At 64.6% G+C, this 24,992-nt stretch carries 24 protein-coding genes; 16 read left to right on the top strand and 8 right to left on the bottom strand.

Translation table 11 applies throughout. From position 1 onward, the window contains the following. The first annotated feature begins 29 nt into the window (after window positions 1-29). The 8 genes from KXJ60_RS09340 to KXJ60_RS09305 are packed head-to-tail and all read left to right on the top strand — an operon-like array spanning window position 30 to window position 8,691. Window positions 30-944 carry a glycosyltransferase gene (locus tag KXJ60_RS09340; RefSeq protein ID WP_291126562.1) on the top strand — a complete coding sequence of 305 codons (915 nt, stop codon included), beginning with the start codon at window positions 30-32 and terminating at the stop codon, window positions 942-944. A gap of 1 nt (window position 945) precedes the next feature. Continuing rightward, window positions 946-2,187, top strand: coding sequence for a glycosyltransferase family 4 protein (locus KXJ60_RS09335; RefSeq protein WP_291126560.1), 1,242 nt, complete (start codon window positions 946-948; stop codon window positions 2,185-2,187). Then, on the top strand, window positions 2,184-3,038 hold the full coding sequence (locus tag KXJ60_RS09330; RefSeq protein WP_291126558.1) for an SDR family oxidoreductase: 855 nt from the start codon (window positions 2,184-2,186) through the stop codon (window positions 3,036-3,038). Before KXJ60_RS09335 ends, KXJ60_RS09330 begins: the two co-directional genes overlap by 4 nt. A 10-nt stretch (window positions 3,039-3,048) precedes the next feature. Beyond that, on the top strand, window positions 3,049-4,062 hold the full coding sequence (locus tag KXJ60_RS09325) for a polysaccharide biosynthesis protein (RefSeq protein WP_291126556.1): 1,014 nt from the start codon (window positions 3,049-3,051) through the stop codon (window positions 4,060-4,062). Further along, on the top strand, window positions 4,055-5,179 hold the full coding sequence (gene wecB, locus KXJ60_RS09320; RefSeq protein WP_291126554.1) for a UDP-N-acetylglucosamine 2-epimerase (non-hydrolyzing): 1,125 nt from the start codon (window positions 4,055-4,057) through the stop codon (window positions 5,177-5,179). Before KXJ60_RS09325 ends, wecB begins: the two co-directional genes overlap by 8 nt. Beyond that, on the top strand, window positions 5,164-6,159 hold the full coding sequence (locus KXJ60_RS09315; protein WP_363318067.1) for an SDR family oxidoreductase: 996 nt from the start codon (window positions 5,164-5,166) through the stop codon (window positions 6,157-6,159). Before wecB ends, KXJ60_RS09315 begins: the two co-directional genes overlap by 16 nt. Continuing rightward, window positions 6,156-6,716 (top strand): sugar transferase, encoded by a 561-nt coding sequence (locus KXJ60_RS09310; protein ID WP_291126552.1) that lies wholly within the window; start codon window positions 6,156-6,158, stop codon window positions 6,714-6,716. Before KXJ60_RS09315 ends, KXJ60_RS09310 begins: the two co-directional genes overlap by 4 nt. A gap of 4 nt (window positions 6,717-6,720) precedes the next feature. Next, complete coding sequence (locus KXJ60_RS09305; protein WP_291126550.1) at window positions 6,721-8,691, top strand: nucleoside-diphosphate sugar epimerase/dehydratase; 1,971 nt, start codon at window positions 6,721-6,723, stop codon at window positions 8,689-8,691. 237 nt (window positions 8,692-8,928) lie between these two features. Here KXJ60_RS09305 and KXJ60_RS09300 read toward each other — a convergent pair whose 3' ends face one another. Both KXJ60_RS09300 and KXJ60_RS09295 read right to left on the bottom strand, forming a co-directional pair. Continuing rightward, the gene (locus KXJ60_RS09300) at window positions 8,929-10,176 is read right to left on the bottom strand and encodes a HAMP domain-containing sensor histidine kinase (protein ID WP_291126548.1); all 1,248 of its coding nucleotides are present in this window, start codon (window positions 10,174-10,176) and stop codon (window positions 8,929-8,931) included. Next, window positions 10,173-10,889: a response regulator transcription factor gene (locus KXJ60_RS09295; protein ID WP_291126546.1), complete on the bottom strand. Its 717-nt coding sequence runs from the start codon at window positions 10,887-10,889 to the stop codon at window positions 10,173-10,175. The genes KXJ60_RS09300 and KXJ60_RS09295 overlap by 4 nt, the downstream gene beginning before the upstream one ends. Window positions 10,890-10,975: 86 nt before the next feature. On the opposite strand from KXJ60_RS09295, the gene KXJ60_RS09290 reads away from it, so the two are divergent. Continuing rightward, on the top strand, window positions 10,976-12,517 hold the full coding sequence (locus KXJ60_RS09290) for an AMP-binding protein (RefSeq protein WP_291126544.1): 1,542 nt from the start codon (window positions 10,976-10,978) through the stop codon (window positions 12,515-12,517). Window positions 12,518-12,520: 3 nt separating this feature from the next. Here KXJ60_RS09290 and KXJ60_RS09285 read toward each other — a convergent pair whose 3' ends face one another. Then, window positions 12,521-13,912, bottom strand: coding sequence for an AmpG family muropeptide MFS transporter (locus KXJ60_RS09285; RefSeq protein WP_291126542.1), 1,392 nt, complete (start codon window positions 13,910-13,912; stop codon window positions 12,521-12,523). A gap of 74 nt (window positions 13,913-13,986) precedes the next feature. On the opposite strand from KXJ60_RS09285, the gene KXJ60_RS09280 reads away from it, so the two are divergent. Then, entirely contained in the window at window positions 13,987-14,853 is an 867-nt protein-coding gene (locus KXJ60_RS09280) for a M48 family metallopeptidase (protein WP_291126541.1), read from the top strand. Here the strand turns inward: KXJ60_RS09280 and KXJ60_RS09275 are convergent. The 4 genes from KXJ60_RS09275 to KXJ60_RS09260 form a co-directional block, all read right to left on the bottom strand. Beyond that, entirely contained in the window at window positions 14,850-15,491 is a 642-nt protein-coding gene (locus KXJ60_RS09275) for an MBL fold metallo-hydrolase (RefSeq protein ID WP_291126539.1), read from the bottom strand. The two genes, KXJ60_RS09280 and KXJ60_RS09275, sit on opposite strands and share 4 nt — an antisense overlap. Before the next feature lie 106 nt (window positions 15,492-15,597). Beyond that, entirely contained in the window at window positions 15,598-18,006 is a 2,409-nt protein-coding gene (locus tag KXJ60_RS09270; RefSeq protein WP_291126537.1) for a catalase, read from the bottom strand. A 31-nt stretch (window positions 18,007-18,037) separates the two neighbouring features. Next, on the bottom strand, window positions 18,038-18,520 hold the full coding sequence (locus tag KXJ60_RS09265; protein WP_291126535.1) for a hemerythrin domain-containing protein: 483 nt from the start codon (window positions 18,518-18,520) through the stop codon (window positions 18,038-18,040). An 88-nt stretch (window positions 18,521-18,608) separates the two neighbouring features. Continuing rightward, window positions 18,609-18,899, bottom strand: coding sequence for a hypothetical protein (locus tag KXJ60_RS09260; protein ID WP_291126533.1), 291 nt, complete (start codon window positions 18,897-18,899; stop codon window positions 18,609-18,611). 285 nt (window positions 18,900-19,184) lie between these two features. On the opposite strand from KXJ60_RS09260, the gene KXJ60_RS09255 reads away from it, so the two are divergent. Continuing rightward, window positions 19,185-19,655, top strand: a complete 471-nt coding sequence (locus KXJ60_RS09255) for a DM13 domain-containing protein (protein WP_291126532.1) — start codon at window positions 19,185-19,187, stop codon at window positions 19,653-19,655. A gap of 9 nt (window positions 19,656-19,664) precedes the next feature. On the opposite strand, the gene KXJ60_RS09250 is transcribed toward KXJ60_RS09255, so the two are convergent. Continuing rightward, window positions 19,665-20,576, bottom strand: a complete 912-nt coding sequence (locus KXJ60_RS09250) for a LysR family transcriptional regulator (RefSeq protein ID WP_291126530.1) — start codon at window positions 20,574-20,576, stop codon at window positions 19,665-19,667. Between the two features lie 232 nt (window positions 20,577-20,808). Between KXJ60_RS09250 and KXJ60_RS09245 the strand changes: the two genes are divergently transcribed. The 5 genes from KXJ60_RS09245 to KXJ60_RS09225 are packed head-to-tail and all read left to right on the top strand — an operon-like array spanning window position 20,809 to window position 24,988. After that, window positions 20,809-21,372, top strand: a complete 564-nt coding sequence (locus tag KXJ60_RS09245) for a cupin domain-containing protein (protein WP_291126528.1) — start codon at window positions 20,809-20,811, stop codon at window positions 21,370-21,372. Between the two features lie 7 nt (window positions 21,373-21,379). Continuing rightward, the gene (locus tag KXJ60_RS09240) at window positions 21,380-22,159 is read left to right on the top strand and encodes an alpha/beta hydrolase (RefSeq protein ID WP_291126527.1); all 780 of its coding nucleotides are present in this window, start codon (window positions 21,380-21,382) and stop codon (window positions 22,157-22,159) included. Between the two features lie 22 nt (window positions 22,160-22,181). Further along, window positions 22,182-23,234 (top strand): TRAP transporter substrate-binding protein DctP, encoded by a 1,053-nt coding sequence (gene dctP / locus KXJ60_RS09235; protein ID WP_291126524.1) that lies wholly within the window; start codon window positions 22,182-22,184, stop codon window positions 23,232-23,234. Between the two features lie 22 nt (window positions 23,235-23,256). Further along, entirely contained in the window at window positions 23,257-24,435 is a 1,179-nt protein-coding gene (locus KXJ60_RS09230) for an MFS transporter (protein ID WP_291126522.1), read from the top strand. A 43-nt stretch (window positions 24,436-24,478) separates the two neighbouring features. Next, on the top strand, window positions 24,479-24,988 hold the full coding sequence (locus KXJ60_RS09225) for a TRAP transporter small permease (RefSeq protein ID WP_291126520.1): 510 nt from the start codon (window positions 24,479-24,481) through the stop codon (window positions 24,986-24,988). The last annotated feature ends 4 nt before the right edge of the window (window positions 24,989-24,992 follow it).

Here is a 24,992-nt window from a genome sequence, read left to right as displayed (position 1 = left end):
ATTTGTTGACAGCCCCGAATGGGCCTGACATGGCCTTCATCGATGCCAGGATGCAGCTGCCAGAAACGACGCCTTCAGCGTTGCAAGTGGTTCGTGTAGCGCCAAGCCTGCGTCAGCGATGGAATGCAGAAGCGCAACTGAGCAAGGCTTGTTACCCCCAAGATGTCGTACTTTGTTTCGGCAACCTTCCGCCTTTGCGCGAGTGCAGCGGCAAAGTATTCGTTTACCTTCAAAACCGCTACCTCTCTGCACATCGCTCGCTGAAGGGCCTGCCATTGAAAGCGCAGGTGCGCATTCACCTCGAAAGGTTGTGGCTTAGACGGTACTTGCGAGATGCAACAGTGATCGTTCAGACCGAAACCATGGCTAACGAAGTTCGCCAGAACCTGCGGCGCAGCTGCGAAGTTCTTCCCTTCGCACCCAATGGCATGCGCGCACGCGATGATCGGTCACCATCATTTGACTTCATTTACGTCGCGTCAGGGGAACCTCACAAGAACCATCGCAAACTGATCGAAGCTTGGGGAATGCTCGCTCAAAAAGGGATCCGTCCGAGCTTGTGCCTGACTTTGGATGAGTCCAATGACGCCCTATTGCTCGACTGGATTCGGGCTCGCCAGGCCGGTGAAGGGCTCCGCATCCACAACCAGAAATCAGATGCTGCCCATATGCCGGCGCTCTATGCACAGAGCCGCGCATTGATATTTCCCTCGCTGTTCGAATCGTTTGGCCTTCCGTTGATCGAGGCGCGCGCTTCTGGATTGCCCATCTTGGCCTCCGAGCTGGACTACGTGCGAGACGTCATAGAGCCCGACGCCAGTTTCGATCCCTCATCTGCGCTCTCCATATCGCGCGCGGTCATGCGTTACTTAGGGCGCTTCGAAGTGCCTCAATGCCCCCCAGTCGCCACGGAGTTCTGGCAGAAGCTTCGAGGTATCGCCTGATATGCATGTGCTGCTGGTTACACAGTACTTCTGGCCGGAGAACTTTCCGATCAACGACCTTGCGCGGCAACTCAATCAGCAAAGCGTGACGGTCACGGTGCTATCCGGAAAGCCCAATTACCCGTCAGGACAAGTGTTTGCTGGCTACCGCGCCTTGGGATGCGAGCGTGAGCAGTTTGAGAACATCTCCATTTATCGTGTCCCCATCGTTCCGCGAGGGCAAAAGTCCAGAATGGGACTGGCGCTGAACTACCTCTCGTTCATCGCAAGTGCAGGATTGCTCGGGCGGAGAGTGTTGCGTGGCGCGGCGCCATTTGATGTCGTGTTCGTGTATGCCCCCTCACCTTTGCTTCAAGCGCTGGCAGCGGTAAGGCTGGCTCGGCTTTACAAACTACCGCTAGTGGTTTGGGTGCAGGATCTGTGGCCAGAAAGCTTGTCGGCCACTGGTCATGTCAAAAACTCTTGGCTTTTGGGTCTGGTTGCCAGATCCGTGAAGCGAATTTACCGCGCCACCGATCGCATCCTGGTCCAGTCTCGTGCGTTTGTGGCACCAGTAGCGGCGCTCACCGATCAACCGGGCAAAATCTACTACTACCCAAATTTGTACCAGCCTCAGAAGTACTCGCCCCCCAGCCAGAACGCTCGCGATTTGGCACAGCGACTGAACGAGCATTTCAACGTCCTGTTTGCGGGAAACCTTGGCACTGCACAGGCGCTTGATACCGTGCTGGAAGCGGCACAAAAACTTCAACCACACGCTCACGTCCGCTTGGTACTTGTGGGCAGTGGAAGCATGGACCCTTGGCTGGCAGATCAATGCGCCCAAAAGAATCTCCACAACGTCGTGCTACCGGGTCGCTTCGATGCCTCCGATATGCCGACCCTATTTGGCGCTGCATCGGCGCTCTTGGTGTCTCTGCGTGCAGACCCCGCCTTTGCCCTAACCATTCCGAGCAAAATCCAGGCGTATCTGGCGGCTGGGCGTCCCATCATTGCGTCACTCGACGGCGAGGGCGCACGCATTGTGGATGAGTCAGGTTCTGGGTTCTGCTGCGCAGCCGGCAACGCTGAGCTCTTGGCTGAAGCCATTCTGCGAATGGCAAATACGCCTTTGGCAGAACGTGAAGCGATGGGGCAACGCGGCCAGCAGTACTTTCACAAACACTTCGAACCGGCCCAATTGGTCGAGCAACTCAAAATGCACTTCAACGACGTGATTTCCGCAAGGAGGACGGCCTCATGAGAGTACTCGTACTGGGTGCTTCGGGGATGCTGGGTAACGCGGTATACCGATACCTTGCGCGGGATACGACTCTGCACGTGTTTGGCAGCACGCGATCCAGCATGGCTCTGAAACATTTCGCTGGCGCACTGGGCAAGAATTTGCTCACTGGCGTCGACGTCGAGAACCCAGATGCCATGGTGCGTCTGTTTTCGCAAGCGAGACCCGATGTGGTGATCAACTGCATTGGGTTGGTCAAGCAACTTGGAGAGGCTGATAACCCTCTTGCGGCGCTACCCATCAACGCCCTGCTTCCACACCGCATCGCTCGCTTGTGCGAGCTGTCGAAAGCCCGGTTCATCCACATCAGCACAGACTGCGTGTTTTCGGGAAGCAAGGGCGGCTACAAAGAGTCGGACTTGCCAGACGCTCAGGATCTCTACGGGCGCTCGAAGCTGCTTGGTGAAGTCGACTACCCGCATGCAATCACGTTGAGAACGTCCATCATTGGGCACGAACTGGACAGCGCGCACGGATTGGTCGGCTGGTTTCTTTCCCAAGAAGGTAGCGTCAAGGGGTTCACCAAAGCCATTTTTTCTGGTCTGCCCACCGTCGAGCTGGCCAGAGTGATTCGTGATTTCGTACTGCCACACCCTGAACTGCATGGCGTTTACCACGTGTCTTCTGACCCCATCACCAAATGCTCGCTGCTGGACTTGGTCAACCGCGAATACCAGAAGAATTTGCGGATAGATCCCGACAACTATCTCCAGATAGACCGGTCACTCGACAGCGAACGCTTCAAAGCTACGACGGGCTATTCCGCACCACCTTGGCCTCAGCTGGTAGCACAGATGCGAGCATTTCAATAAAGGACTGTCCATGTTTGCAGACAAGACATTGCTGATCACTGGTGGCACTGGTTCCTTCGGCAACACGGTGCTCAAGCGCTTTCTCGATACCGGCGTGCGCGAAATTCGCATTTTCAGTCGCGACGAGAAAAAGCAAGAGGACATGCGAATCGCCCTCAACCATCCCAAGCTGCGCTTCTACATCGGCGATGTACGCGAGGAAAGCAGTTTGCGCCAGGCCATGAAAGGGGTGAACTACGTATTTCATGCAGCAGCGCTGAAGCAGGTGCCTTCGTGTGAGTTCTATCCGATGGAAGCCATCCGCACGAATGTCATGGGCACGGAGAACGTGCTGGCGACAGCAACCCAAGCGGGTGTGGAACGCGTCGTGGTGCTGTCAACCGACAAGGCGGTGTATCCAATCAATGCGATGGGTATGTCCAAAGCCATGGCTGAAAAGCTCATGGTGGCCAAAGCGCGATTGCAGCAAAGTGGCGAAACGGTGTTTTGTGCCACGCGCTACGGCAACGTGATGGCTTCGCGCGGCTCTGTGATCCCGCTTTTTGTTTCTCAGCTCAAAGCTGGGCAGCCGGTCACATTGACCGACCCGAACATGACCCGCTTCCTCATGTCGCTCGAGGATTCTGTTGATCTTGTTCTGTACGCGTTTACACATGGCCAGCAGGGTGACATCTTTGTTCAGAAGGCACCCGCTTCGACTGTCGGCGATCTCGCCCAGGCCCTCAAGGAGGTTTTTGGCCATACCGATGCGCAAACACGGGTTATCGGCACACGCCACGGCGAAAAACTCTACGAGTCCTTGATATCGCGTGAAGAGATGGCACAGGCCGTTGATATGGGTGACTACTACCGTATCCCCGCCGACAACCGCGATCTGAACTACGCCAAGTACTTCAGCGAAGGCGATGCAGGCATTGCGACGCTGGACGACTACACCTCTCACAACACACACCGCCTCAATGTGGAGGAGATCAAGTCGCTGCTTCTCAGTCTCGACTACATCAAGGAGGAGCTTGATGCTTAAGGTCATGACGATCGTTGGCACGCGACCGGAGCTCATCAAAATGAGCCGGGTCATCGCCGAATTTGACCAACACACCAAGCATGTGTTGGTACATACCGGGCAGAACTACGACTACGAACTCAACCAAGTCTTTTTCGACGATTTGCAGATTCGAAAGCCTGACCATTTTCTCGATGCGGTAGGAGAAAACGCAGCGCAAACCATTGGTCAGGTCATCATCAAGTCCGATCAAGTGATGGCAGAAGAGCAGCCCGATGCCGTGCTGCTCTATGGCGATACCAACTCCTGCCTTGCCGTCCTGTCAGCCAAACGCCGAAAGATCCCCGTGTTCCACATGGAAGCGGGCAACCGTTGCTTTGATCAACGAGTTCCCGAGGAGCTCAACCGCAAGGTGCTGGACCATCTGAGCGACATCAATCTCGTGCTTTCAGAGCATGCACGACGCTATCTGATCGCCGAAGGGGTAAGGCCCGAGACGATCATCAAGACCGGCTCGCACATGCGTGAAGTGGTCGACCACTATTTGCCCAAAATCCGTACCTCGAACGTACTGGAGCGCATGGAACTTCAGCAAGGTCGTTACTTCCTGGTGAGCATCCACCGGGAGGAGAACGTGGATGTGCCCGAGAACCTGGGTCATCTGCTCGATAGCCTCAATGCGCTGGCCGAGGACCACGGCTTCCCGGTTATCGTCTCGACGCACCCGCGCACGCGAAAGCGTCTTGAAGATCTCGATCACACAGCACCACATCCGCTGGTGCGCTTTGTCAAACCTTTCGGGTTCCTTGACTACAACAAGCTGCAGATGGAGGCTGCGTGCGTGATATCTGACAGCGGTACGATCACTGAGGAAGCCTCCCTGCTGAATCTACCTGCGATCACTGTCCGCAACGCACACGAACGCCCCGAGGGCATGGATGTCGGCACGCTCATCATGAGCGGACTCAAACCGCAACAAGTTCTGGATTCGGTGCGAGTGGTGATGGCACAGCATCATTCCCTGCCTGCAAGACGTGTCGTCGCTGACTACGAAGCACCTGGCGTGGCGCAACAAGTGTTGCGCGTTGTCATGAGTTACACGGACTACGTCAATCGCACGGTATGGCGCAAGCCATGAATGGCGCCGCCGCGTCGTCATCAGGCCGAATATTGGTCACAGGTGCGAACGGCTATGTGGGGTGTGCATTCTGTACACGCGCTCGCGGGACGGGTATGCCTGTGCGTGAGTGCCTGAGATTGCCCAGGGTCAACTACTTGGGTGGCGATGTTTCTGCAACAGCCGTCGGTGCTGTCGATGGGGATACCCGATGGACCTTAGCCCTTGAAGGATGCGAGGTGGTCTTACACCTTGCTGCGCGCGTCCACGTCATGGACGAATCCGCCGCAGACCCGCTGAGCGAATTCCGGCGTGTGAACGTGGAAGGCACGCTCAACCTGGCACGCCAGGCAGCAGCAGCGGGCGTGCGCCGCTTCATCTTCGTGAGTTCGGTCAAGGTGAACGGAGAGGGCACCGATGCTGAACGTCCCTTCACGGCTCAGCAGGCGCCGGCACCGCTGGACCCATACGGCATTTCGAAGATGGAGGCCGAACAAGGCCTGCGCCAGATCGCGCGGGAAACCGGCATGGAGGTCGTCATCGTGCGGCCACCGCTCGTCTATGGTCCAGGCGTCAAAGCCAACTTCGCAGCCCTCATGCGAGCCGTGCAACGCGGCCTGCCCCTTCCCCTGGGCGCCGTCACCCGCAACCGCCGCAGCCTCGTCGCCCTCGACAACCTGGTCGACCTGCTCATCACCTGCATCGACCACCCGGCTGCGGCCAACCAGACCTTCCTGGTCAGCGACGGAGAAGACCTCTCCACGACCGATTTGCTGCGGCGAATGGCCCAGGCCATGAACGCACCGGCACGACTGCTGCCTGTTCCACCTGCTTTGCTGAAGCTGGGCGCCGGGTTGATCGGCAAAGGTGACATGGCCCAACGCCTGCTGGGCAGCCTGCAGGTCGACATCAGCCACACGCGCGAAACGCTCGGCTGGACGCCGCCGATTAGCGTGGACGAGGGCCTGCGCCGCGCGGCCGCAGGCATGGTGAAAGTATGAAGCGGCTGTTTGACCTGCTGTTGGCGCTGTGTGCGGCGGCCATCTTGCTGGTGCCTGTGCTCCTCGTAGCTCTCGCCGTGCGGCTTACCTCGAAGGGCCCAGCGCTGTACTGGAGCGACCGCGTCGGGCGCCACAACCGCATCTTCCGCATGCCCAAGTTCCGCAGCATGCGCACAGACACGCCTGCGGTGGCCACCCACCTGCTCACCGACCCGGCAAAGTACCTGACGCCCATCGGGCCGTTTCTGCGCAAAAGCAGCCTCGACGAGCTGCCACAGCTCTGGAGCATCCTGAAGGGCGACATGAGTTTTGTGGGCCCGCGCCCGGCTTTGTACAACCAGGACGACCTGATCGCCCTGCGCACGGAGCAGGGCGTGCACGAGCTGGTGCCCGGGCTCACAGGGTGGGCGCAAGTGAACGGGCGGGACGAGTTGCCGATCCCGCAGAAGGTGGCGCTGGATGCAGAATATCGGCGGCGCCAGAGCCTGTGGTTCGACCTGCGAATCCTCTGGATGACATTCGTCAAAGTGCTGCGCCGCGATGGTGTGGCCCACTAGAAAAATGAATCTTTCAAGGGAAAACCGTGGCCACACAGCCACCGCGCTGCTGCTCATGCCGCGGATGGTCAAGCGCCTGTTCGCGGTGCTGGTGGACATTTCGCTGTGCGCGCTCACGGTCTGGCTCGCGTTGTGTCTGCGCCTGGAGCACTGGGTGCAGCTCACGCCCGCTCATGGCCTGGCGATCCTGGGCGCTGCGCTGATCGCACTGCCCTTGTTCATCCGCTTTGGCCTGTACCGCGCCATCTTTCGCTACGCGGGCTGGAACGCCATGGTCAGCCTGGCGCAGGCGATGGTGCTCTACACCCTGTTCTACGCCACGGTATTCACCGTGATCGGCATTGCGGGCGTGCCGCGCACGGTGGGCGTCATACAGCCACTGCTGTTGCTGGTGGCGATTGGCTTTAGCCGGGTGGTAGTGCGTTACTGGCTGGGCGGGCTGTACCGCACCATGCTGCAGCGCGAGCACCTGCCCGGCATGCTGATTTATGGCGCGGGCTTGGCAGGCCGTCAGCTGGCCGCTGCGCTCGCGCGCGGCCACGAGCAACGCCTACTCGGCTTTCTGGACGACGACCCGCAACTGCAGGGCAATACGCTGGACGGCCGCACGGTCTATGACCCGGCCGAGCTGCCGCACCTCATCCCTGACCTGGGCGTCACCGATGTGCTGCTCGCCCTGCCCTCCGTCACGCGCCAGCAACGGCTGGCCATCCTCGATTCGTTGCGCCACTTCCCGGTGCGCGTGCGCACGCTGCCCGGCATGTCCGACCTCGCCGCGGGGCGGGTGAGCATGAGCGACGTGCGCGAGCTCGACATTGAGGACTTGCTGGGCCGTGATCCGGTGCAGCCCGACGACGAGCTGCTGCACCGGTTGATACGGGGCAAAGTGGTGGCGGTCACGGGCGCGGGTGGCAGCATCGGCAGTGAGCTGTGCAGGCAGATCGCAGCGGGCCAGCCAAGCACCTTGTTGCTGGTGGAAAACAGCGAGTTCGCCCTGTATGAAATCCACCGCGAGCTGGAGGCCGCTTTCGAAAGCCAGGACGCGAATGCGGTGCATGCCGTGCAGCTCATTCCATTGCTGGCCTCTGTGCAGGACGAAGCGCGCATCACGCAGATCATGCAGGCGTGGCGGCCCGACACCGTGTACCACGCCGCCGCCTACAAGCATGTGCCGCTGGTGGAGCACAACCCGGTGCAAGGGCTGCGCAACAACGTGTGGGGCACCCTGGTGTGTGCGCGCGCGGCGCAAGCCGCGGGCGCCGCGCACTTCGTGCTCATCAGCACCGACAAGGCCGTGCGCCCGACCAATGTGATGGGCGCCAGCAAGCGCCTGGCCGAAATGGTGCTGCAAGCCTTGGCCGCAGACGCCACCGGCGGTACCACCTTTGCGATGGTGCGCTTTGGCAACGTGCTGGGCTCCAGCGGGTCGGTGGTGCCGCTGTTTCGCGAGCAGATCCAGAGCGGCGGGCCCATCACCCTCACGCACGCAGACATCACGCGCTACTTCATGACCATTCCCGAAGCGGCCCAGCTGGTGATTCAGGCCGGCGCCATGGCCGAAGGCGGCGACGTGTTCGTGCTCGACATGGGCGAACCCGTGCGCATCGTGGATCTGGCGCAGCGCATGGTCGAGCTCTCTGGCCTGCAGGTGAAAACCGAAGACAACCCGACAGGCGATATCGAGATCCAGATCACGGGCCTGCGGCCGGGCGAGAAGCTCTACGAAGAGCTGCTGATCGGCGACAACCCGCAGCCCACGCAGCACCCTCGCATCATGAAGGCGCAGGAACACCTGTTTTCCTGGCGCGAGTTGCAGGGGGTGCTCTCCAAGCTGGAGGCGGCGATGGCGGTCAATGACGTGTCCAGGGTGCGCAAGCTGCTGCAGTCGTGCGTGCAGGGCTACCAACCTACTGGCGATGTGGTGGACTGGCTGCACACGTCTCCCGGCGTTGCGCAGAACGCGTCGCGTGACTGAACAAAAAAAAGCCACCTTGCGGTGGCTTTTGAAAGTCCTTGAAGGGACGTCGTTGGGAGACCAGTTTCAAACGTTTTTCATGACGTGTGGTGTTTGCCGGATCTGTTGTTCTGATGTGGTGACAGCATCGCCACGAATTGTGCGCCGCCGCATCGCTTTCGACCATCCCCCATTTGTAGGATTCGGCCGATTTTCTTGGTGAATAAAACCAGGACACAGGCCGGCGCCCGCGTGGCTTCAGGCAGGCAGCTCGATCACAAAGCGGGCGCCACCGCCGGGTCGGTCCTCGCAGCGCACCACGCCGCCGTGGCGCTCCACGATGGTCTTCACGAGAGACAGCCCCAGACCAACGCCGCCCTCCCGTTCGCTGGCCCCCGGCAGGCGGTAGAACGGCTCGAAGATCCGCTCGCGCTGGTCTGGCGGCACGCCGGTCCCGCGGTCTTCCACCCACATCACCACGCCGGACGCGTCGCCCACGCCGACCGGCGCGCGGCGCATGATGCTCAGCCGAACCTGCGGTGCACCGGTGGCGCCGGAGCCGCCATAACGCCGTGCGTTCTCCAGCAGGTTGCGCAGCACGCGGCGCAGCAGGCGCGACTGGCCTTGCACCAGCGCCGGCGACGCGCCCGGCGCAATGTCGAGGTCAGCGCCGGTGCGCGCGCACTCCTCTGCCGCCAGGCCCACCAGGTCGACTTCTTCCACCGGTCCGAGCGCAGACGCTTCGCGGGCATCGATCAGGTCCAGGCGGCTGGCCAGCAGAATCTCGTCGATCAATTGATCGAGCTCGTCGATGCTGCGCGCGATCTCGGCGCGCTGCGGTGCGTACGCGCTGTCGTGCCCGAGCAGTTCGAGCCCCATGCGGATGCGCGCGAGGGGCGAGCGCAGCTCGTGCGAGGCGTTGGCCAACAAGGCCTTGTGCGACTGCAGCAGCGTCTGCACCCGCTCGGCCGCGGCGTTGAACCGCGTGGCGAGGAACGCCACTTCATCCTGGCCCTGCATGGGCAACCGCGTGGACAGGTCGCCGTCGCCCCAGCGCTCCACGCCTTTTTGCAGCGTCTCCAGGCGCTTGGTGAGGCGCCGCACGATGGGGTAAGCGCCCAGGGCCACGGCCAGGGCCACCAGCCCCAGCAGCCAGGCAAAGCCGGTGGGCGTTTGCAACCACTCGGGCGCGCGGCGCCCGGGGTTGTTCGACGGGCGACCGGTGCGCGGCAAGAGCACGTACAAGGTCTGGCCGTCGTTCATCTCGACCTCGAACTCCCAGCCTTCGCCGGGCAGGCTCACCGCGCGGGCTGGCGCCTGGCCAATGATGTCCCGTGTGCCGTCGCGCACGATGATCGTGCGGGTGACGCGGGCTTCCCGCTCGGCACGGTCTTCGTCCAGCGCCTGCTGCCACAGCCAGCCGACCACCAGCGTGAGCACGGTGACCGCAGCCACCACGGCCAGCCAGATGCGCACATACAGACGGGAGCCGAACAGGGAACTCATTCTTGCTGTTTGGCGAACACGTAGCCCACGCCGCGCACGGTCAGGATGCGCTTGGGGTCTTTGCTGTCGGCCTCGATGGCCATGCGGATGCGGCCAATGTGCACGTCGATGGAGCGGTCAAACGCTTCCAGCTCGCGCCCGCGCACGGCCTCCATGATCTGGTCGCGCGTGAGCACGCGCCCCGCGCGCTCGGCCATGGCCACGAGCAAATCGAACTGGTAGGAGGTGAGCTCACACGGCTGCCCGGCCACTTGCACGGTGCGGGCATCGCGGTCGATTTCGAGCGAGCCAAAGCGCAGCACCGGCGTGGAGCGGGAAACGCTGGCGCTGCCCACGTCGCCACGGCGGCGCAGCACGGCGCGCACCCGCGCGAGCAGCTCGCGCGGCTCGAAGGGTTTGGGCAGGTAGTCGTCGGCACCCAGTTCGAGGCCGATGATGCGGTCCATGGGGTCGCCCTTGGCGGTGAGCATGAGCACCGGCACACGCCCGGCATCGCCTGGCAAAGAGCGGATGCGCCGACACACTTCGAGGCCGTCGATGCCGGGCATCATCAGGTCGAGAATGACCAGCTCGGGCTGGATCAACGGCAACTGCTCCAGCCCTTGCTCGCCGTCGCTCGCGTGCGTCACGTCAAAGCCCGACTGGCCGAGGTACTCCACCACCATCTGGGCCAGGCGGCTGTCGTCTTCAATCATCAGCAGAGGGGAAGTCATGCGTTTCAGTGTAGCGGCGACCGCCGAAGCCTCCATCGTGTCAGCCTCGTGTGAAGCGCGCGGGCCGCTCACGTAAAGTCATGTAAATGACGTTGCCCCCACCCTGGTCTCCCACAGCCCCCGATGGGCCCGCCCCCTCGCTGGCCGCGCTGCTCGAGCAGCAGGCGCGCGCTTGGCCCCAGGCGACCGCACTGCGCTGGTGCGATGCAGACCCGGGCGCGCCCTGGGCACAACTGTCCTACGCCGGGCTGGCCCGCAGCGCCAATGCCATGGCCCACACCCTGGCCACCGACCACGGCGTGCAGGAGGGCGACCGCGTGGCCTGGCTGGGCTTGAACCACCCGGCCCAGATCGCGCTGCTGTTTGCGCTCGCGCGCCTGGGTGCCCTGCTGGTGCCGGTGAACCACCGCCTCTCTCCCGCCGAATGGTCCGCGCTGCTGCAAGACTGCCGCCCCGTGAAGCTGCTGCACGACACCCCGCTGGCCGATGCCGCACGGGCGCTGGCGCCCGACCTGGCGTTGCATGTGGATGGGCTGCCTCTGAACAGCCGGGGCACGATCAACGACCGCGGCACGCACAGCCACCCGGCGCTGCTGGTATACACGTCGGGCACCACCGGCACACCGAAAGGCGCCGTGCACACGCAGGGCAACCTGCTGGCCAACATGGCGATCGCGGCACAGGTGCAGCGCATGGGCGAGCGCGACGTGGTGCTCACCGTGCTGCCGCTCTTTCATGTGGGCGGCCTGTGCATCCAGACCTTGCCCGCGCTCTCGGTGGGCGCACAGGTGCTGCTGCACAGCCGCTTCGATGCCGGAGCCACACTGCACAGCCTGCGCGCGCACCGCCCCACGCTCACACTGCAGGTGCCCGCCACCCTGCAGGCGCTCACCGCCCACAGCGAATGGGCGGGCACCGACCTCGCCAGCCTGCGCGCCATCTGGGCCGGCTCCAGCCTGTTGCCCGCCTCGCTGATCGAGGTCTGTCACGCGCGCGGCGTGCCGGTGTGCAACGTGTACGGCAGCACCGAGACCGGTCCGTTCTCCATCGCCCTGCCACCCGAACATGCGCACAGCCACCTCGGCACCTGCGGCTGGCCCGCGCCGGGCGTGGCGGTGTCGTTGCGACATCCCGATGGCGCGCCAGTGGAGGCCGGCGAGGTGGGCGAAGTATGGGTGCGGGCGCCCAATGTGGTGCAACGCTATTGGCCCGATCTGCCAGCTTGTGACGCCGATGGCTTCTTCCACAGCGGCGATCTTGCGCAGCAGGCGGCCGACGGCAGCTTCACTGTGGTGGGCCGCGCCAAGGACATGCTGATCTCCGGCGGCGAAAACATCTACCCCGCCGAAATCGAGAACCTGCTGGTGCAGCACCCGCTGGTGCTGGAGTGCGCTGTGGTCGGGCAAGACGACGCGCGCTGGGGCGAGGCGGTGGTGGCCGTGGTGGTGTTGCGCGAAGGCGCGCCCGCAGACTGGGCCGCAGCGCTGCAGGGCTTTCTGGATGGCCGGCTCGCGCGCTACAAATGGCCACGCCGCTGGCAGCGCGTGGACGCCTTGCCCAAGACCGCGCTGGGCAAGGTGCAGAAACCGGCCGTGAAGGCGCTGCTGACGCGCCTCGGTGAGGCCTGAGGCTCAGCGCTTGCCGTCCACCGGCGCAAGCCGCGTGGCCAGCCAGATCAACACCAGCACCGGCACGCCGAGGCAGGCGGTGGCGATGAAGAAGGTCGGGTAATCGTAGGCATCGACAAACGCGCCCGAGTAGCCCGCCAGCCACTTCGGTGCGAGCAGCATCATGGAGCTGAACAGGGCGTACTGCGTGGCCGAGTACTGCACATTGGTGAGGCCCGACAGGTAGGCGATGAACGCGGCAGAGGCCACACCCGCGCTGAGGTTGTCGGCAGAGATGACGAGGATCAGCGCCGTCACGTCATGCCCGTGGCCGGCCAGCCACGCAAACAACAGGTTGCTCGCCGCCGACAGAATGGCGCCGAGCATGAGCACGCGCATCACGCCCAGCTTGAGCGAGAGCGCGCCACCGATGAAGGCCCCCACGAGCGTCATGATCACGCCAAACACCTTGGTCACGGCGGCCACCTCGTCCTTGGTGTAGCCCATGTCCACATAAAACGGGTTGGCCATGATGCCCATCACCACGTCGCTGATGCGGTAGACCCCGATGAGTGCCAGGATCAGCAGCGCCTGCTTGCCGTAGCGCTTGAGGAAGTCGGCAAAGGGCTCCACCAGCGCGCTGCGCAGCCAGTCGGCCGCGTTCCTGGCGGGCGGCAGCGCCACGCGCGCCGGCTCGCGCGAGAACAACACCGTGAGCACGCCCACCAGCATGCTGGCGGCCATGACCAGGTACGCCGTGGTCCAGGCGGCCTGCTGGTACAGCGCGCCCGGCGCCACGGCGCCTGCCGCAGGCACTGCGGGTGCAAGCTCGGCGCGCGCCGCAATCCACAGCACGCCCGCGCCAGCCCAGATCATGGCCAGGCGATAGCCCGTCTGGTACGTGGCGGCCAGCGCGCCCTGGTGGCGCATGTCGGCCGATTCGATGCGAAAGGCATCGAGCGCAATGTCTTGCGTGGCCGACGCAAACGCTACAGCCAGCGCGCACCACACGACCAGCTGCAACTCGGTGCGTGGGTCGGCCAACGCCATGCCCACGAGCGACGCCATGATGCAAGCCTGCGACAGCAGCAGCCAGCTGCGCCGGCGCCCCAGCCAGCGCGTGAGCAGCGGAATGGGCAGGCGGTCCACCAGCGGCGCCCAGCACCACTTGAAGCCATAGGCCAGGCCCACCCAGCTCAGGTAGCCGATGGTGGTGCGGTCCAGGCCGGCCTCGCGCAGGCGAAAGCTCAACGTGCCCAGCACCAGCAGCAAGGGAAGCCCTGCTGAAAACCCGAGCGCAAACATGCGCAGGCTCGCCGGCTCCAGATACACACGCAGGGTCTCGCCCCAGGTGGGGCGGGCCGGCGCTTCGGCCTCGGCGGAAGCGGTCGTCGGCAAGGTCGGTGGCTGGGCCATGGGCGGGAAGAAAAATGTGGAAGCGGCGTGAACGCGGGCAGGCACAACGACCCGGCTTTGTCTATTATTCACGCATGTGCTTCCTCTGCGACCTCAAGTCCCCCTCCCCTGAGACCCCCCGCCCGGAACACGTGTGGTCGGCCCGTCGCGCCTTCCTGCTCGCCGGCACGGCCGCCGCAGCGGGTGCGGCCTTGCCGGCGGCAGCGCAGGTGGACGTGGGCGAAGGCTCCCAGCTGCGCAAGCTGGTGCCCGCCGATGAGCTCGAAGGCGCGGCGGGCCAGCAGTACGGCCAGATGATGGCCGAGGCCAAAGCCAAGAACGTGCTGATGCCCGACAGCGCACCGCAAGTGCAACGCCTGCGCAGCATCGCGCGCCGCATCATTCCCTACACGCCGCAGTGGAACTCGCGCGCACCGCAATGGAAGTGGGAAGTCAACCTCATTCAAAGCGCGCAGATCAACGCCTTCTGCATGCCGGGCGGCAAGATCGCGTTCTACACCGGCATCCTGGAGAAGCTCGCCCTGAGCGACGACGAGACCGCCATGATCATGGGCCACGAAATGGCCCACGCCCTGCGCGAGCATGCCCGCTCACGCGTGGCCAAGAGCGGCGCCACCAGCGCGGTGCTGTCCATCGGCGCACAGCTGCTGGGGCTGGGCCAGCTCGGGGACGTGGCCGCCAACCTGGGCACGCAGCTGCTCACGCTCAAGTTCAGCCGCGAAGACGAAACCGAAGCCGACCTGGTGGGCCTGGAGCTGGCCGCGCGCTCGGCCTACCAGCCCCGCGCCAGCGTCACGCTGTGGCAGAAGATGGCCGCCAACAGCGGGGGCTCGAACGCGAGCTTCCTCTCCACCCACCCCAGCGGCCCGGAGCGCATTCGCCAGCTCGAAGCCAACCTGCCCAAGGTGCAGGGGCTGTACGAGCAGGCCCGCAAGGGCTAGGCGCGGTCGCGCACGTAGGGGTTGCTGCGCCGCTCGGCGCCCAACGTGCTCTCCGGCCCGTGGCCGGGAATGAACACGGTGTCGTCGCCCATGGGCCACAGGCGCTGCTTGATGCTGTCGAGCAGTTGCTGGTGGTTGCCCTGCGGGAAGTCGGTGCGGCCGATGCTGCCCGCAAACAGCACGTCGCCCACAAACGCACGCTGCGCCTCAGGCGAATGAAACACCACGTGCCCCGGCGTGTGGCCCGGGCAGTGCCGCACGTTGAGCGTGCAGCGGCCGACCTGCACCGTGTCGCCATCGGCCAGCCAGCGCGTGGGGGTGAACGCCTCGGCGGGCGGAAAGCCGAACATCGCGCCCTGCTGCGGCAGCCCGGTAATCCAGAACTGGTCGCCCGGGTGCGGGCCGATGATGGGCAGACCCAGGCGGCGCGACAGCTCTGCGGTCCCTCCCGCGTGGTCGATGTGCGCATGCGTCTGCCAGATGGCCTTGAGGCTCAGCCCCAGGCGCTGCACCTCGGCCAGCAATCGCTCCAGGTCGCCGCCGGGGTCGATCACGGCAGCCTCCAGCGTGTCGTCGCACCAGACGATCGAGCAGTTCTGGGCAAAGGCGGTGACAGGAACGGTGAGGTAGCGCAGCATGGTGATGGGCGTGTTCGTTGCAGCAAAGACCCTGATTCTTCTACAAGAAGCATCAGGGTACGCAGACACTGGCTCACAACCTGGACCCGCGTTGGCGACGCCCACCTCACGGCGATGGCGGATCTGTCTCGCGCTCGTGGTGCCGATGCCTCGCGATGGCCCGCGCAAATGCGGCTGTGTCGGGCCCGACGATGATCCCGGGGTCGGCTTCGCCAGAGGGGAGCGTCCACGGCACCCCGGCGTTCACCAGCAGCTCGCGAGACGCGGGCATGACGAGGATGGGTTTGCAATGCCTGTGCTGGTCTCGAACAACCTCTGCGGTGTGTCCATCGCGCGCGAGCTCATGCACCCCGGCCTCTCCGTCCGGAAGAACCAGCGCATCGAACAAAAAGCCAGGTTCGTTTTCCAGGGAAGCGTCCGCGTTGATGGTCACGCCATCCGTGGTCATCACCAAGCCGATGCGCGGTGCGACAAACCGTGCAACGGCTCCCTGCTCCAACAAGGTCGCCTGGATCTCCACGAGCGAGCGGCCCTCAACGCCATCGGCCACCAGAATGGCCACCTTGCGGCCTCGGATGGAGCCATCGCCCGGACGGGCCTGGAGCGATAGAGCTGCCGAGAACGTCACTTCGGGTGCGGCGGGCTGATCCAGCGCAAGCGGCATGGGTGAGGGCAACTCTTTCATTCCCAGACCGCCGGCGACTTGCACGGCCAGGTCGTCCGACACATGGCGCAGCGAGGAGACCATGCGCTCCCGTATCGCCGGCACCGTGACCTTGGACAGTTCGAAGCGAAACGCGGCCACCACATGCGCCTGCTCCACAGGCGTCTGGCTTTCGTAGAAGAGCGTGGCTTGCGTGTAGTGATCGGCAAACTTGTCTGGCTTGGCGCGCACCTTGCCTTGCTCCTCGCGGGCCTGGATACGCGCAGGAACCGAAACGAAACCGTGCGCCGCACCCGCCTGGAAGGGACAACCGCCCGCCAGTGAATTGGGCTCGTAGTTCACACGTCCACGGTGGATCGCCTGACGGTGCATGCCGTCGCGCTGGTGGTTGTGCACAGGCGCGAGCGGCGCATTGATCGGGATTTCGTGAAAGTTCGGACCGCCCAGCCGGGTGATCTGCGTGTCGACGTAAGAGTGGATCCGCCCCGCGAGCAAAGGGTCATTGGAGAAGTCCAGGCCAGGCACGATGTGCGCCGTGCAAAAGGCGACTTGCTCGGTTTCGGCAAAGAAGTTGTCCGGGTTGCGATTGAGCACCAGGCGCCCGACGGTTCGCAAGGGCACCAGCTCTTCGGGAATGAGCTTGGTCGCGTCCAACACGTCGAAACTGAAGGCGTCGGCCTGCTCTTCGGTGAACACCTGGAGGGCCAGCTCGAATACCGGGTGTGCCCCCGCTTCGATGCGCTCCCAAAGGTCACGGCGGTGATAGTCCGGGTCGGCACCCGAAATTTTCACGGCCTCATCCCAGGCCAGGGAATGCGTGCCGTACACGGGGTTCCAGTGGAACTTGACGAACACTGAATCGCCCTCCGCGTTGACCATGCGGAAGGTGTGCACGCCAAAGCCCTGCATGGTCGCGTAGCTGCGCGGAATGGCACGGTCCGACATGAGCCACATCAGCATGTGCGTGGACTCCGGCATGAGGGAGACGAAGTCCCAGAAGGTGTCGTGCGCGCTGGCGGCCTGCGGCATTTGATGATGCGGCTCGGGCTTCACTGCGTGCACGAGGTCCGGAAACTTCATCGCGTCCTGGATGAAGAACACGGGCATGTTGTTGCCCACCAGATCCCAGTTGCCTTCGTCGGTGTAGAACTTCACCGCGAAGCCGCGCACGTCGCGCGCAGTGTCCTTCGAGCCGCGCTCACCCTGCACGGTTGAAAAGCGCGCAAACACCGGGGTGATCTTGCCGACTTCCTGGAACGGGGCGGCGCGGGTGATCTCCGTCAGCGCCTCCGTGCACTCGAAATAGCCATGTGCACCCGAGCCACGCGCGTGCACGATGCGCTCGGGAATGCGTTCGTGGTCGAAGTGCGTGAGCTTTTCACGCAGGATGAAGTCCTCCAGCAGAGCGGGGCCCCGCAGGCCGTATTTCAGCGAGTTCTGGTTGTCGGCAACGGGCACACCCTGGTTGGTGGTCAGCATCTGGTCGGCACTGTCCACGCGCACGCGGTCCAGCGACTCGATCGTCCAGTTCATGCCTTCGGCCGCCACGCTGCCGGTCTTCTCCGAGTGGTGCTCCTCGTAGAGTGTGCTGGCTGTGGGCCTGCGGGTTTCGGGCGCGACCGTCGCACCCGCCTGCACCAACACCCCATTGTCAAAACCATGCTCGCCGGTCTTCTGGGGATTGAAAGGCATGCCGCGGGCCAGCTGGTCGGTCTGGGCAGCCTTCTGCGCGGCGCGGTCGTCTGCCGGCTCCACACGGGAAGGGGCACTGTCCGTGTTACGGGCCGCAGCCCGGGAAGCTGCCGTGGACACGGGCGCAATGGATTGATTGGCTTTCTTGGGGGTGGTCATGGTGGACGCTCCGATGGGTTCTTACTTCGGCTCAGGCCGGCTCCATGCCCATCAGGGCCTCCTTGCGGGCTTGCAACGCATCGCGCATCGCCACCAGGTCTACGCCGCGTGCGGCACGTGCCTTGGGAAATATCTCGTTGCGTTCTTCCTTGACATGGTGGTCGATGTACTCGCCGAGCACTTTCACCCTGGCATCGAACGCTTCGTCGGGCTCCTGCATCGCCTCGATCTGTGCGATGAGGTCCTTGGCGCCTGCATGCTCCACCTCAGCCTCGGCCAGGATGTCGGTTTGCTTCAGTGCCTGGCGCAAGGCGGGATAGAAGATCTCTTCCTCAAGGGTCGCATGGACCGTCAGCGCCTGGCAGATTTCGCGGGCCAGCTCCCGTTTTTTCTCGTCCACCCCACGGGCACGGGATGACGTGAGTTCGTCATAGGCCTTGAACATCTTCTTGACTGCCTTGTGGTCGGTATCGAGCCAGGTGCAGGCGTCGGCTTGGGAGCGGGTGGTCGTCATGGGGTTCTCCTGAATCGTGGGTGGAAGCTTGAACAAGGTGCGGCGCCCGGCACCAGGTCTCACCCCGGAGCAGACGCCGCACGAGCGCTCACATCGCGTTGTTGTCGCCAGGGCGGCGGGTGCTGTCGCGCTCGGCTTGGGATCCGGAGCGTTGGCCATCCTGCTGCGACGGACGCGCGTCTTGGCGGCCCTGCTGATCCGGCTTGCCCGGCTGGCCTTGTTCGCTCTGACGATCGCCCTCTTTCCGCGTGTCGCCTTGCGGACCGCGGCCGGTCTGGCTCTGGCCCTGCTGGCCTTGGCCTGATTGGCTCTGACCCTGTTGGTTCTGACCTTGCTGGTATGAGCCCTGCTCTTGCTGGTTCTGGGTGTTCGATGCCATGTGGTATCTCCTGGATGGGTTGAAGGGACTGCGTCGTACAAAAAGGATCGGACGCCACTGCACGCGGCAAGCGATGTGCCTGCGGCAGGATCCCCAGCGGTAGCCGACAGGACACCGCCACGGTGGCGGCCAGCCCGCGGCATGCCCTCACATGCCGCAGGGTGGTCGGCAAAACTTGCCGCATGCGCCTGCGCAGGCAAGCGGGAGCGCCGCACGCGTCGGTCGACGATCCCGCCACCTCTGTCTGGCTCGCAGGGCATTGCTGCCTGGTGTAGAAAGACACCCATGAAGAAAGCCCTGCTGCTCCTTGTCTCCCATTCGCTCGTGGCACTCGCGGGCTTCGCGCTCGGCATCTACGCCCTGCCGATCCTGATCGCACCACCGGCGCCGGCAGCAACCGAGGTCAGCGCCCTGGCCACGAAGGCACAGTTCACCGCCCGGTTCCGCCGTGACCTCGCCGGCAGCGACGCCTTGCACTGGGGCGAGGGCACGGTCTCGGTGGGGCCGACGGCGGTGGCGCTGATGGGCCGCCTCGCCCCAGGGCCCGACTACAAGCTGTACCTCGCGCCCGCGTTCGTGCAGGACGAGCCGGGGTTCCTGCGCATCAAGGCCCAGGCGCTGCGCGTGGGGGACGTGAAGACCTTCGAGAACTTCATCGTGGCACTGCCGCAGGGCGTGGACCTGCAGGCCTACAACACGGTGGTGGTCTGGTGCGAGACCTTCGGCGAATTCATCTCGGCGGCGCAGTACCGCTGAGCCCGCCCCTCAGCGCGCAAACAGCCGCGCCACCAGATCGCGCACCCAGCGGTGCAGCGGGTTGTTGTGCGTGCGGTCGTGCCACATCAGCACCACGTTGAGCCGGTCCAGGTGCAGCGGGGGCTCGAAGATGCGCACCGGCGCGATATCGGTGAAGCGCTGCACCAGCCGTTCGGGCAGCGTGGCGATCAGGTCGGTCTGCGCAATGACGAACGGCACACCCAGAAAGGTGGGCTTGGAGAGCATCACGCGGCGCTGCATGCCCACGTTTTGCAGTGCGTCGTCGACCAGCGCGTTGTACATGGTAGCGCCTTCGCCTGGCTCGATGGCCACGTGCCCGTACTCGCAGAAGCGCTCCAGCGACAGGGGCCGCTCGAACATCGGGTGACCGGTGCGCGCGATGCCCACCAGCCGGTCGGTGAAGAGCGGGCGCGTGCGGATGTTTTCCGGGGGTGTCGGGAAATACGAGAGCGCCAGGTCGATGTCGCCCCGGCTCATGATCTCGCCCAGCCGCCGCGGGTTGGGGTTGATGAGCCGCAGCGACACGTCGGGGGCTTCGCGTCCGAGTGCGGCCATCAGCGTGGGCATGACGACAAAGTCGATGTAGTCGACCACGATCATGCTGATGACCTGGCTGGCGTGGGCCGGGTCAAAAGGCGTCTGCTCGTGGATGAGCATGTCCACGTTGCGCAGCACCTGCTCCACCTGCGGAATGAGCTCGCGCGCGCGCACGGTGGGAATGAGCGCGTTGCCCGACTTGATGAGCAGCGGGTCGTGAAACAGCACGCGCAGCTTGGCCAGCGCCAGGCTCATGGACGACTGGCTGATGTCGAGCAGGTTGGCCGCGCGCGTCACGTGGCACTCGCGCATGAGGGCGTCAAAGGCCACCAGCAGGTTCAGGTCGGCATTGCGCAGTCGCACAGGGTCTCCTTGCATTGAGGCTCTTGCCGGCCTTGGGACTCCCGACCCCATTGTGCCCATCGACAGCGCGATAACGGGTATCGGTCAGGTCAATTGCCTGTGCGGCACCCAGCGTCTTTAATTTGTCCGTTCACGAGCGGGCATCGGAGACACCACACGCATGACCCGCGTATTTCAACCACGTGCCACCCACGGGTGGCCGCGCCATTTTTCCCACCCCCGAGGAGCCACCATGGGCAAGATCCCCACCATCCGCGTTACCCGAGAAGAGATGCGCAAGCGCGTCGCCCTGTTCAGCGAGCTCAAGGGCTCCGACGGCGGCCTGCCCGACAGCCGCTACCCCAGCGCCGTGCGCACCCTGTACAACGTCATTGGCTTCCAGCCGCCCGAAGGCGACCCGGACAAGCACTCGCCCGTGGGCGCGAACTCGGCGCAAAACGCGGCGATCAAGATCAACGAAGGTTTCAACATGGGCATGTGCGAGACCACGCCGGGCAAGGGCCCGATGATGCACAACCACGACACGAACGAAACCTTCATGCCGCTGACCGGACGCTGGCGCTGTTCGTGGGAAGTGGACGGCCGCGTGGAGGCCTTCGAGCTGGGCCCGCGCGACGTGATCTCGTTCCCGGCGGGCGTGCAGCGGCGTTTCGAGAACATCACCTTCGAAGAGCCCAACAGCTCGCACTGGCTGCTGTTCGTGATCGGCGGCAACCAGCCCGAAGCGGAGTTCTCTCCCGAGGCCATGGAAGAGCTCAAAGCCAAGGGTTATGTCGATGCCGACGGCAACTTCTGAGTCGACGATGCGCGAGCTGCTCGCGCAGCTCGAGGCGCGCTACGCCTGGCAGTCGCTGGTGGTGGACGGGCACGAATGGCGCTGGCTGGACACGCAAGCCCCGGGCCCGGCCACCGTGCTGCTGCCCGGCTCGGTGGGCGATGGCGCCATGTTCGTGCGCACGCTGCTCTCGCTGGGCGAGCGCCTGCGCCTGGTCGCGGTCACCTACCCGGCACTGCACGATCCGGCACAGCTGGCCGACGGCCTCGCCGCCGTGGTGAAGCACCTGGGCCTGCCGCCCGGCCGCGTGGTGAGCTCGTCGTTCTCGGCCTACTGGCTGCAGTTCTACGGTCTGCGGCATCCGCAGAACGTGACCTCGCTGGTGCTGGGCAACGGCTTTGTGGACGGCTCCGACCTGGCGGCCAACCCGATGTTTGACCGGCAGTTCGTCGAAGGCATCAGCGCGCAAGACCTGCACGCCGAGTGGCTCTCACGCGTGCAGGCTTCGCCGGTGGCACCGCTGCAGCAGTTGCAGGCGATCATGCTGGCCGAGCGGCAATCGCCCGAGAACCTGCGCGCGCGTTTTCTGGGGGTGGTACGTTCGCAGGTTTGCCCGGCGCTGCCGTTGCCCGACACGACAATCACCGTGCTCGATTGCGACGACGATCCGCTGATTCCACCCCAGGTGCGCGAGCGCTTGCGTCAGCAGTATCCCGGTGCACGCCACGTGAGCCTGCCCACCGGTGGCCACTACCCGCACGTGCTCAACCCCCAGATGTACGAAGCCTTGCTCACCGACCCCACCTGACCATTCCAAGAAGGAGACAACGATGAAATTCAAGCAACTGTTCACCCTGGCCGCCATCGCAGCGGCCGCCTGCGCCGCACACGCCGACAGCTTCACGCTGCGCATGGGTGGCGGCCACACCACCGGCCTGACCTACGTGGGCGTGTACGACAGCTATTTCGCCACCGAAGTGACGAAACGCGTGAAGGAAAAAACCGGCCACGACGTCCGCTTTATCAAGGCCTGGGGCGGCAGCGTCGCCAAGGTCGATGGCGTGATCGAAGCCGTGCAGAAAGGCACGCTGGACATCGGCCTGTCGCCCATCGGCTTCGAGCAGTCGCGCGCCGGTCTGCTGAACTACAGCGCCTACATGCCCTTCACCTCGCCCGACCCTGTGCTTCAGCAGAAGGTGTCCAACCGCATGATGAAGGAGGTGCCCGCCCTTCAGGCCAGCATGAAGCCCTACAACAGCCACGTGCTGGGGGCCATGACGTCTGAAGCCTATGGCCTGACCACCAAGTTCGACTGGAACAGCATCGCCGAACTCAAGGGCAAGCGCATTGCGCTGGCCGGCACCAACGCACCGCTGTTCATTGCGGTGGACGCCGTGCCGGTGACGCTGGGTATCGGTGAGCACTACCAGGCCATGCAGAACGGCCTGGCCGACGGCAGCCTGTTCTACGCTTCGGGTCTGGAGGCCTTCAAGCTGCAGGAGGTGGCCAAGTTCTTCAACAAGACGGGCCAGGGTTCGCTGAGCACGCTGGTGGCCTTCATGAACCTGGACACGCGCAACAAGCTGCCCAAGGACGTGGTGGCGATCATCGACCAGGTGGCCGAAGAATCGTCCATGCGCGTGGCCGAACTGAGCAAGCAGCGCGACATCGATGTGGAAGCGCGCGCCAAGGCCGCGGGCGTGAAGATCAACACCTTGCCCGATGCCGAGAAGAAGCGCTGGGCCGAGCTGCTCAAGGACCTGCCGGGCAAGGCCGCCAAGGAACTCGACGGCAAGGGCATGCCCGCCACCGAGGTGCTGAAGACGTATGTGCGATTCCTGAAGGAAGCCGGCTACAGCTTCCCGGTGGACTACCCGCTCTGAACCCCGAGCTGGCTGTGCCACGGTGACCCCCGCTCGCGAGCTGCCGATCCGGTCATGGCTGATCTGGCTCACCGCCATCGCATGCCTGCCGCCGCTGGGGCTCAATGTGCTGGTGCCGCTGGACACGGCGCTGCGAGAAGCGCTCCAGCTCACGGCCTTTCAAGGGCAGGCCGCCATTGCGCTGTATGTGCTGGGGCTGGCCGTGGGTCAGCCGCTGGCCGGCTGGGGTGCCGACCGCTGGGGGCGGCGGCGCACGCTGCTGGCCGGTTTGTTCATCGGCCTGTGCGGCAGTGCGATGGCCGCAGCCGCCACGAACGCGACGATATTGCTGGCGGGCCGCTGCCTCACGGGACTGGGCCTGAGCGTGGTGCTGGTGGTGCCGCGTGCCACCTTGCGCGACCTCTGCAGCGGCGCGCCACTGCAGCGGGGCATGGCCATCATTTCGGTGGCCTTCGCCTTCACGCCGGCGGTGGCGCCGGTGCTGGGGTGGTGGCTGCTGGCGCACGGCGGCGGCTGGCGCGTGGCACTGGGCGTGGTGCCGTTGCTGGTGGCGCTGGGCGGCGCGGTGGCGCTGGGGCGACACGTGGAGACGCGCCCGGCCGGCACCACCCTGCCCGGCTGGGACACACTGCCCGCGCTCTGGCAGCACCGCACACCGCGCTGGGTGGCCATCGGCTTCGCGGCCATCAGCTCGGTGTTTTTCCTGCTGATCGCCCAGGGGCCGGCGGCGCTGCGCGAATCGGTGGGCCTGGACGGGCGCGAGATCGCGTGGGTGCTGGGCGGCACCTACCTCGGATTTCTGGTGGGCAGCCTGTGGGCCATGCGCCAGTCGCGGCGCACCGGTGCGCTGGCCCTGTGCCACGCGGGCGGCGCGCTGGCGGCGCTGGGCGCGGCGATGATCGCTGCCTGCGTGTGGTGGCCTTCCACGCCGATGTGGATCCTGGGCATGCTGGTCTATTCGACCGGCCACGGCCTGATCTTCCCGTCGGCACTCAGCGTGGTGATGCAGGCGCTGCCCGCGCGCGCCGGCATGGCAGCGGCCTTCACCGGCATGCTGCAGATGGCGGTGGGCGCGCTGGTGAGTGGTGGTGCTGCACTGCTGCCGGGCCATGCCACACAACGCACCGCCACGGTGGCCTTGTTGATGGTGGGCGCAGGCGCCGTGGCCCTGCTCGCGGCCCAGCGCAGCGCCCGCACCTGAGACCCGAAACAAGAAGCAAGACATTGAACAACAAGGACATTCCATGAAAACCTGGACAGATCGGGCCCTGCTGGGGCTGCATGTGGCGGGCGCCATCGTGCTGGTCATCCTCACGCTGGTGATCTGCTACGACGTGGCAGGCCGGCTGTTGCTGAACAAACCCTTTGCCGGCACAGCCGAGCTCGCGGGTGTGGGGCTCGTACTGCTCACCTTCATGCAGGCCCCTTACGTGATCCGCGAGCGCAAGCTGCTGCGCGTCACGTTCTTTCTGGACCGCCTGCCGCCGGCCGTGCGCAGCCAGCTCAACGCCTTCACCTATCTGCTGGGCGCCGCGTTCTTCATTGCCATGGTGATCGCCTCCTGGGAACCATCGCTGGCGGGCTGGAACAGCGGCGAGTTCTTCGGCAACGACGCCTTCCGCATCCCCGCCTGGCCGCTGCGCTTTGGCTCCATCGTGCTGTGGGTGGTGGCCGCGCTGGTGTGCATCGGCTTCGTGGCCGAGGGCATGCGCGGCCGCATGGGCGCGCCAGAAGAAGAACAACTGCCGGAATAGGAAA

Source organism: Hydrogenophaga sp. (assembly GCF_019264445.1).
Lineage (GTDB): Bacteria > Pseudomonadota > Gammaproteobacteria > Burkholderiales > Burkholderiaceae_C > Hydrogenophaga.
The sequence above is the reverse complement of the archived record's forward strand: the minus strand, read 5'-3'. Positions and strand labels throughout refer to the sequence as shown.

Excerpts from the sequence above, each read along its gene's own strand:
- KXJ60_RS09340 (WP_291126562.1), top strand. The coding sequence starts at position 30 with ATGGCCTTCATCGATGCCAGGATGCAGCTGCCAGAAACGACGCCTTCA.
- KXJ60_RS09335 (WP_291126560.1), top strand. The coding sequence starts at position 946 with ATGCATGTGCTGCTGGTTACACAGTACTTCTGGCCGGAGAACTTTCCG.
- KXJ60_RS09330 (WP_291126558.1), top strand. The coding sequence starts at position 2,184 with ATGAGAGTACTCGTACTGGGTGCTTCGGGGATGCTGGGTAACGCGGTA.
- KXJ60_RS09325 (WP_291126556.1), top strand. The coding sequence starts at position 3,049 with ATGTTTGCAGACAAGACATTGCTGATCACTGGTGGCACTGGTTCCTTC.
- wecB (WP_291126554.1), top strand. The coding sequence starts at position 4,055 with ATGCTTAAGGTCATGACGATCGTTGGCACGCGACCGGAGCTCATCAAA.
- KXJ60_RS09315 (WP_363318067.1), top strand. The coding sequence starts at position 5,164 with ATGGCGCAAGCCATGAATGGCGCCGCCGCGTCGTCATCAGGCCGAATA.
- KXJ60_RS09310 (WP_291126552.1), top strand. The coding sequence starts at position 6,156 with ATGAAGCGGCTGTTTGACCTGCTGTTGGCGCTGTGTGCGGCGGCCATC.
- KXJ60_RS09305 (WP_291126550.1), top strand. The coding sequence starts at position 6,721 with ATGAATCTTTCAAGGGAAAACCGTGGCCACACAGCCACCGCGCTGCTG.
- KXJ60_RS09300 (WP_291126548.1), bottom strand. The coding sequence starts at position 10,176 with ATGAGTTCCCTGTTCGGCTCCCGTCTGTATGTGCGCATCTGGCTGGCC.
- KXJ60_RS09295 (WP_291126546.1), bottom strand. The coding sequence starts at position 10,889 with ATGACTTCCCCTCTGCTGATGATTGAAGACGACAGCCGCCTGGCCCAG.
- KXJ60_RS09290 (WP_291126544.1), top strand. The coding sequence starts at position 10,976 with ATGACGTTGCCCCCACCCTGGTCTCCCACAGCCCCCGATGGGCCCGCC.
- KXJ60_RS09285 (WP_291126542.1), bottom strand. The coding sequence starts at position 13,912 with ATGGCCCAGCCACCGACCTTGCCGACGACCGCTTCCGCCGAGGCCGAA.
- KXJ60_RS09280 (WP_291126541.1), top strand. The coding sequence starts at position 13,987 with ATGTGCTTCCTCTGCGACCTCAAGTCCCCCTCCCCTGAGACCCCCCGC.
- KXJ60_RS09275 (WP_291126539.1), bottom strand. The coding sequence starts at position 15,491 with ATGCTGCGCTACCTCACCGTTCCTGTCACCGCCTTTGCCCAGAACTGC.
- KXJ60_RS09270 (WP_291126537.1), bottom strand. The coding sequence starts at position 18,006 with ATGACCACCCCCAAGAAAGCCAATCAATCCATTGCGCCCGTGTCCACG.
- KXJ60_RS09265 (WP_291126535.1), bottom strand. The coding sequence starts at position 18,520 with ATGACGACCACCCGCTCCCAAGCCGACGCCTGCACCTGGCTCGATACC.
- KXJ60_RS09260 (WP_291126533.1), bottom strand. The coding sequence starts at position 18,899 with ATGGCATCGAACACCCAGAACCAGCAAGAGCAGGGCTCATACCAGCAA.
- KXJ60_RS09255 (WP_291126532.1), top strand. The coding sequence starts at position 19,185 with ATGAAGAAAGCCCTGCTGCTCCTTGTCTCCCATTCGCTCGTGGCACTC.
- KXJ60_RS09245 (WP_291126528.1), top strand. The coding sequence starts at position 20,809 with ATGGGCAAGATCCCCACCATCCGCGTTACCCGAGAAGAGATGCGCAAG.
- KXJ60_RS09240 (WP_291126527.1), top strand. The coding sequence starts at position 21,380 with ATGCGCGAGCTGCTCGCGCAGCTCGAGGCGCGCTACGCCTGGCAGTCG.
- dctP (WP_291126524.1), top strand. The coding sequence starts at position 22,182 with ATGAAATTCAAGCAACTGTTCACCCTGGCCGCCATCGCAGCGGCCGCC.
- KXJ60_RS09225 (WP_291126520.1), top strand. The coding sequence starts at position 24,479 with ATGAAAACCTGGACAGATCGGGCCCTGCTGGGGCTGCATGTGGCGGGC.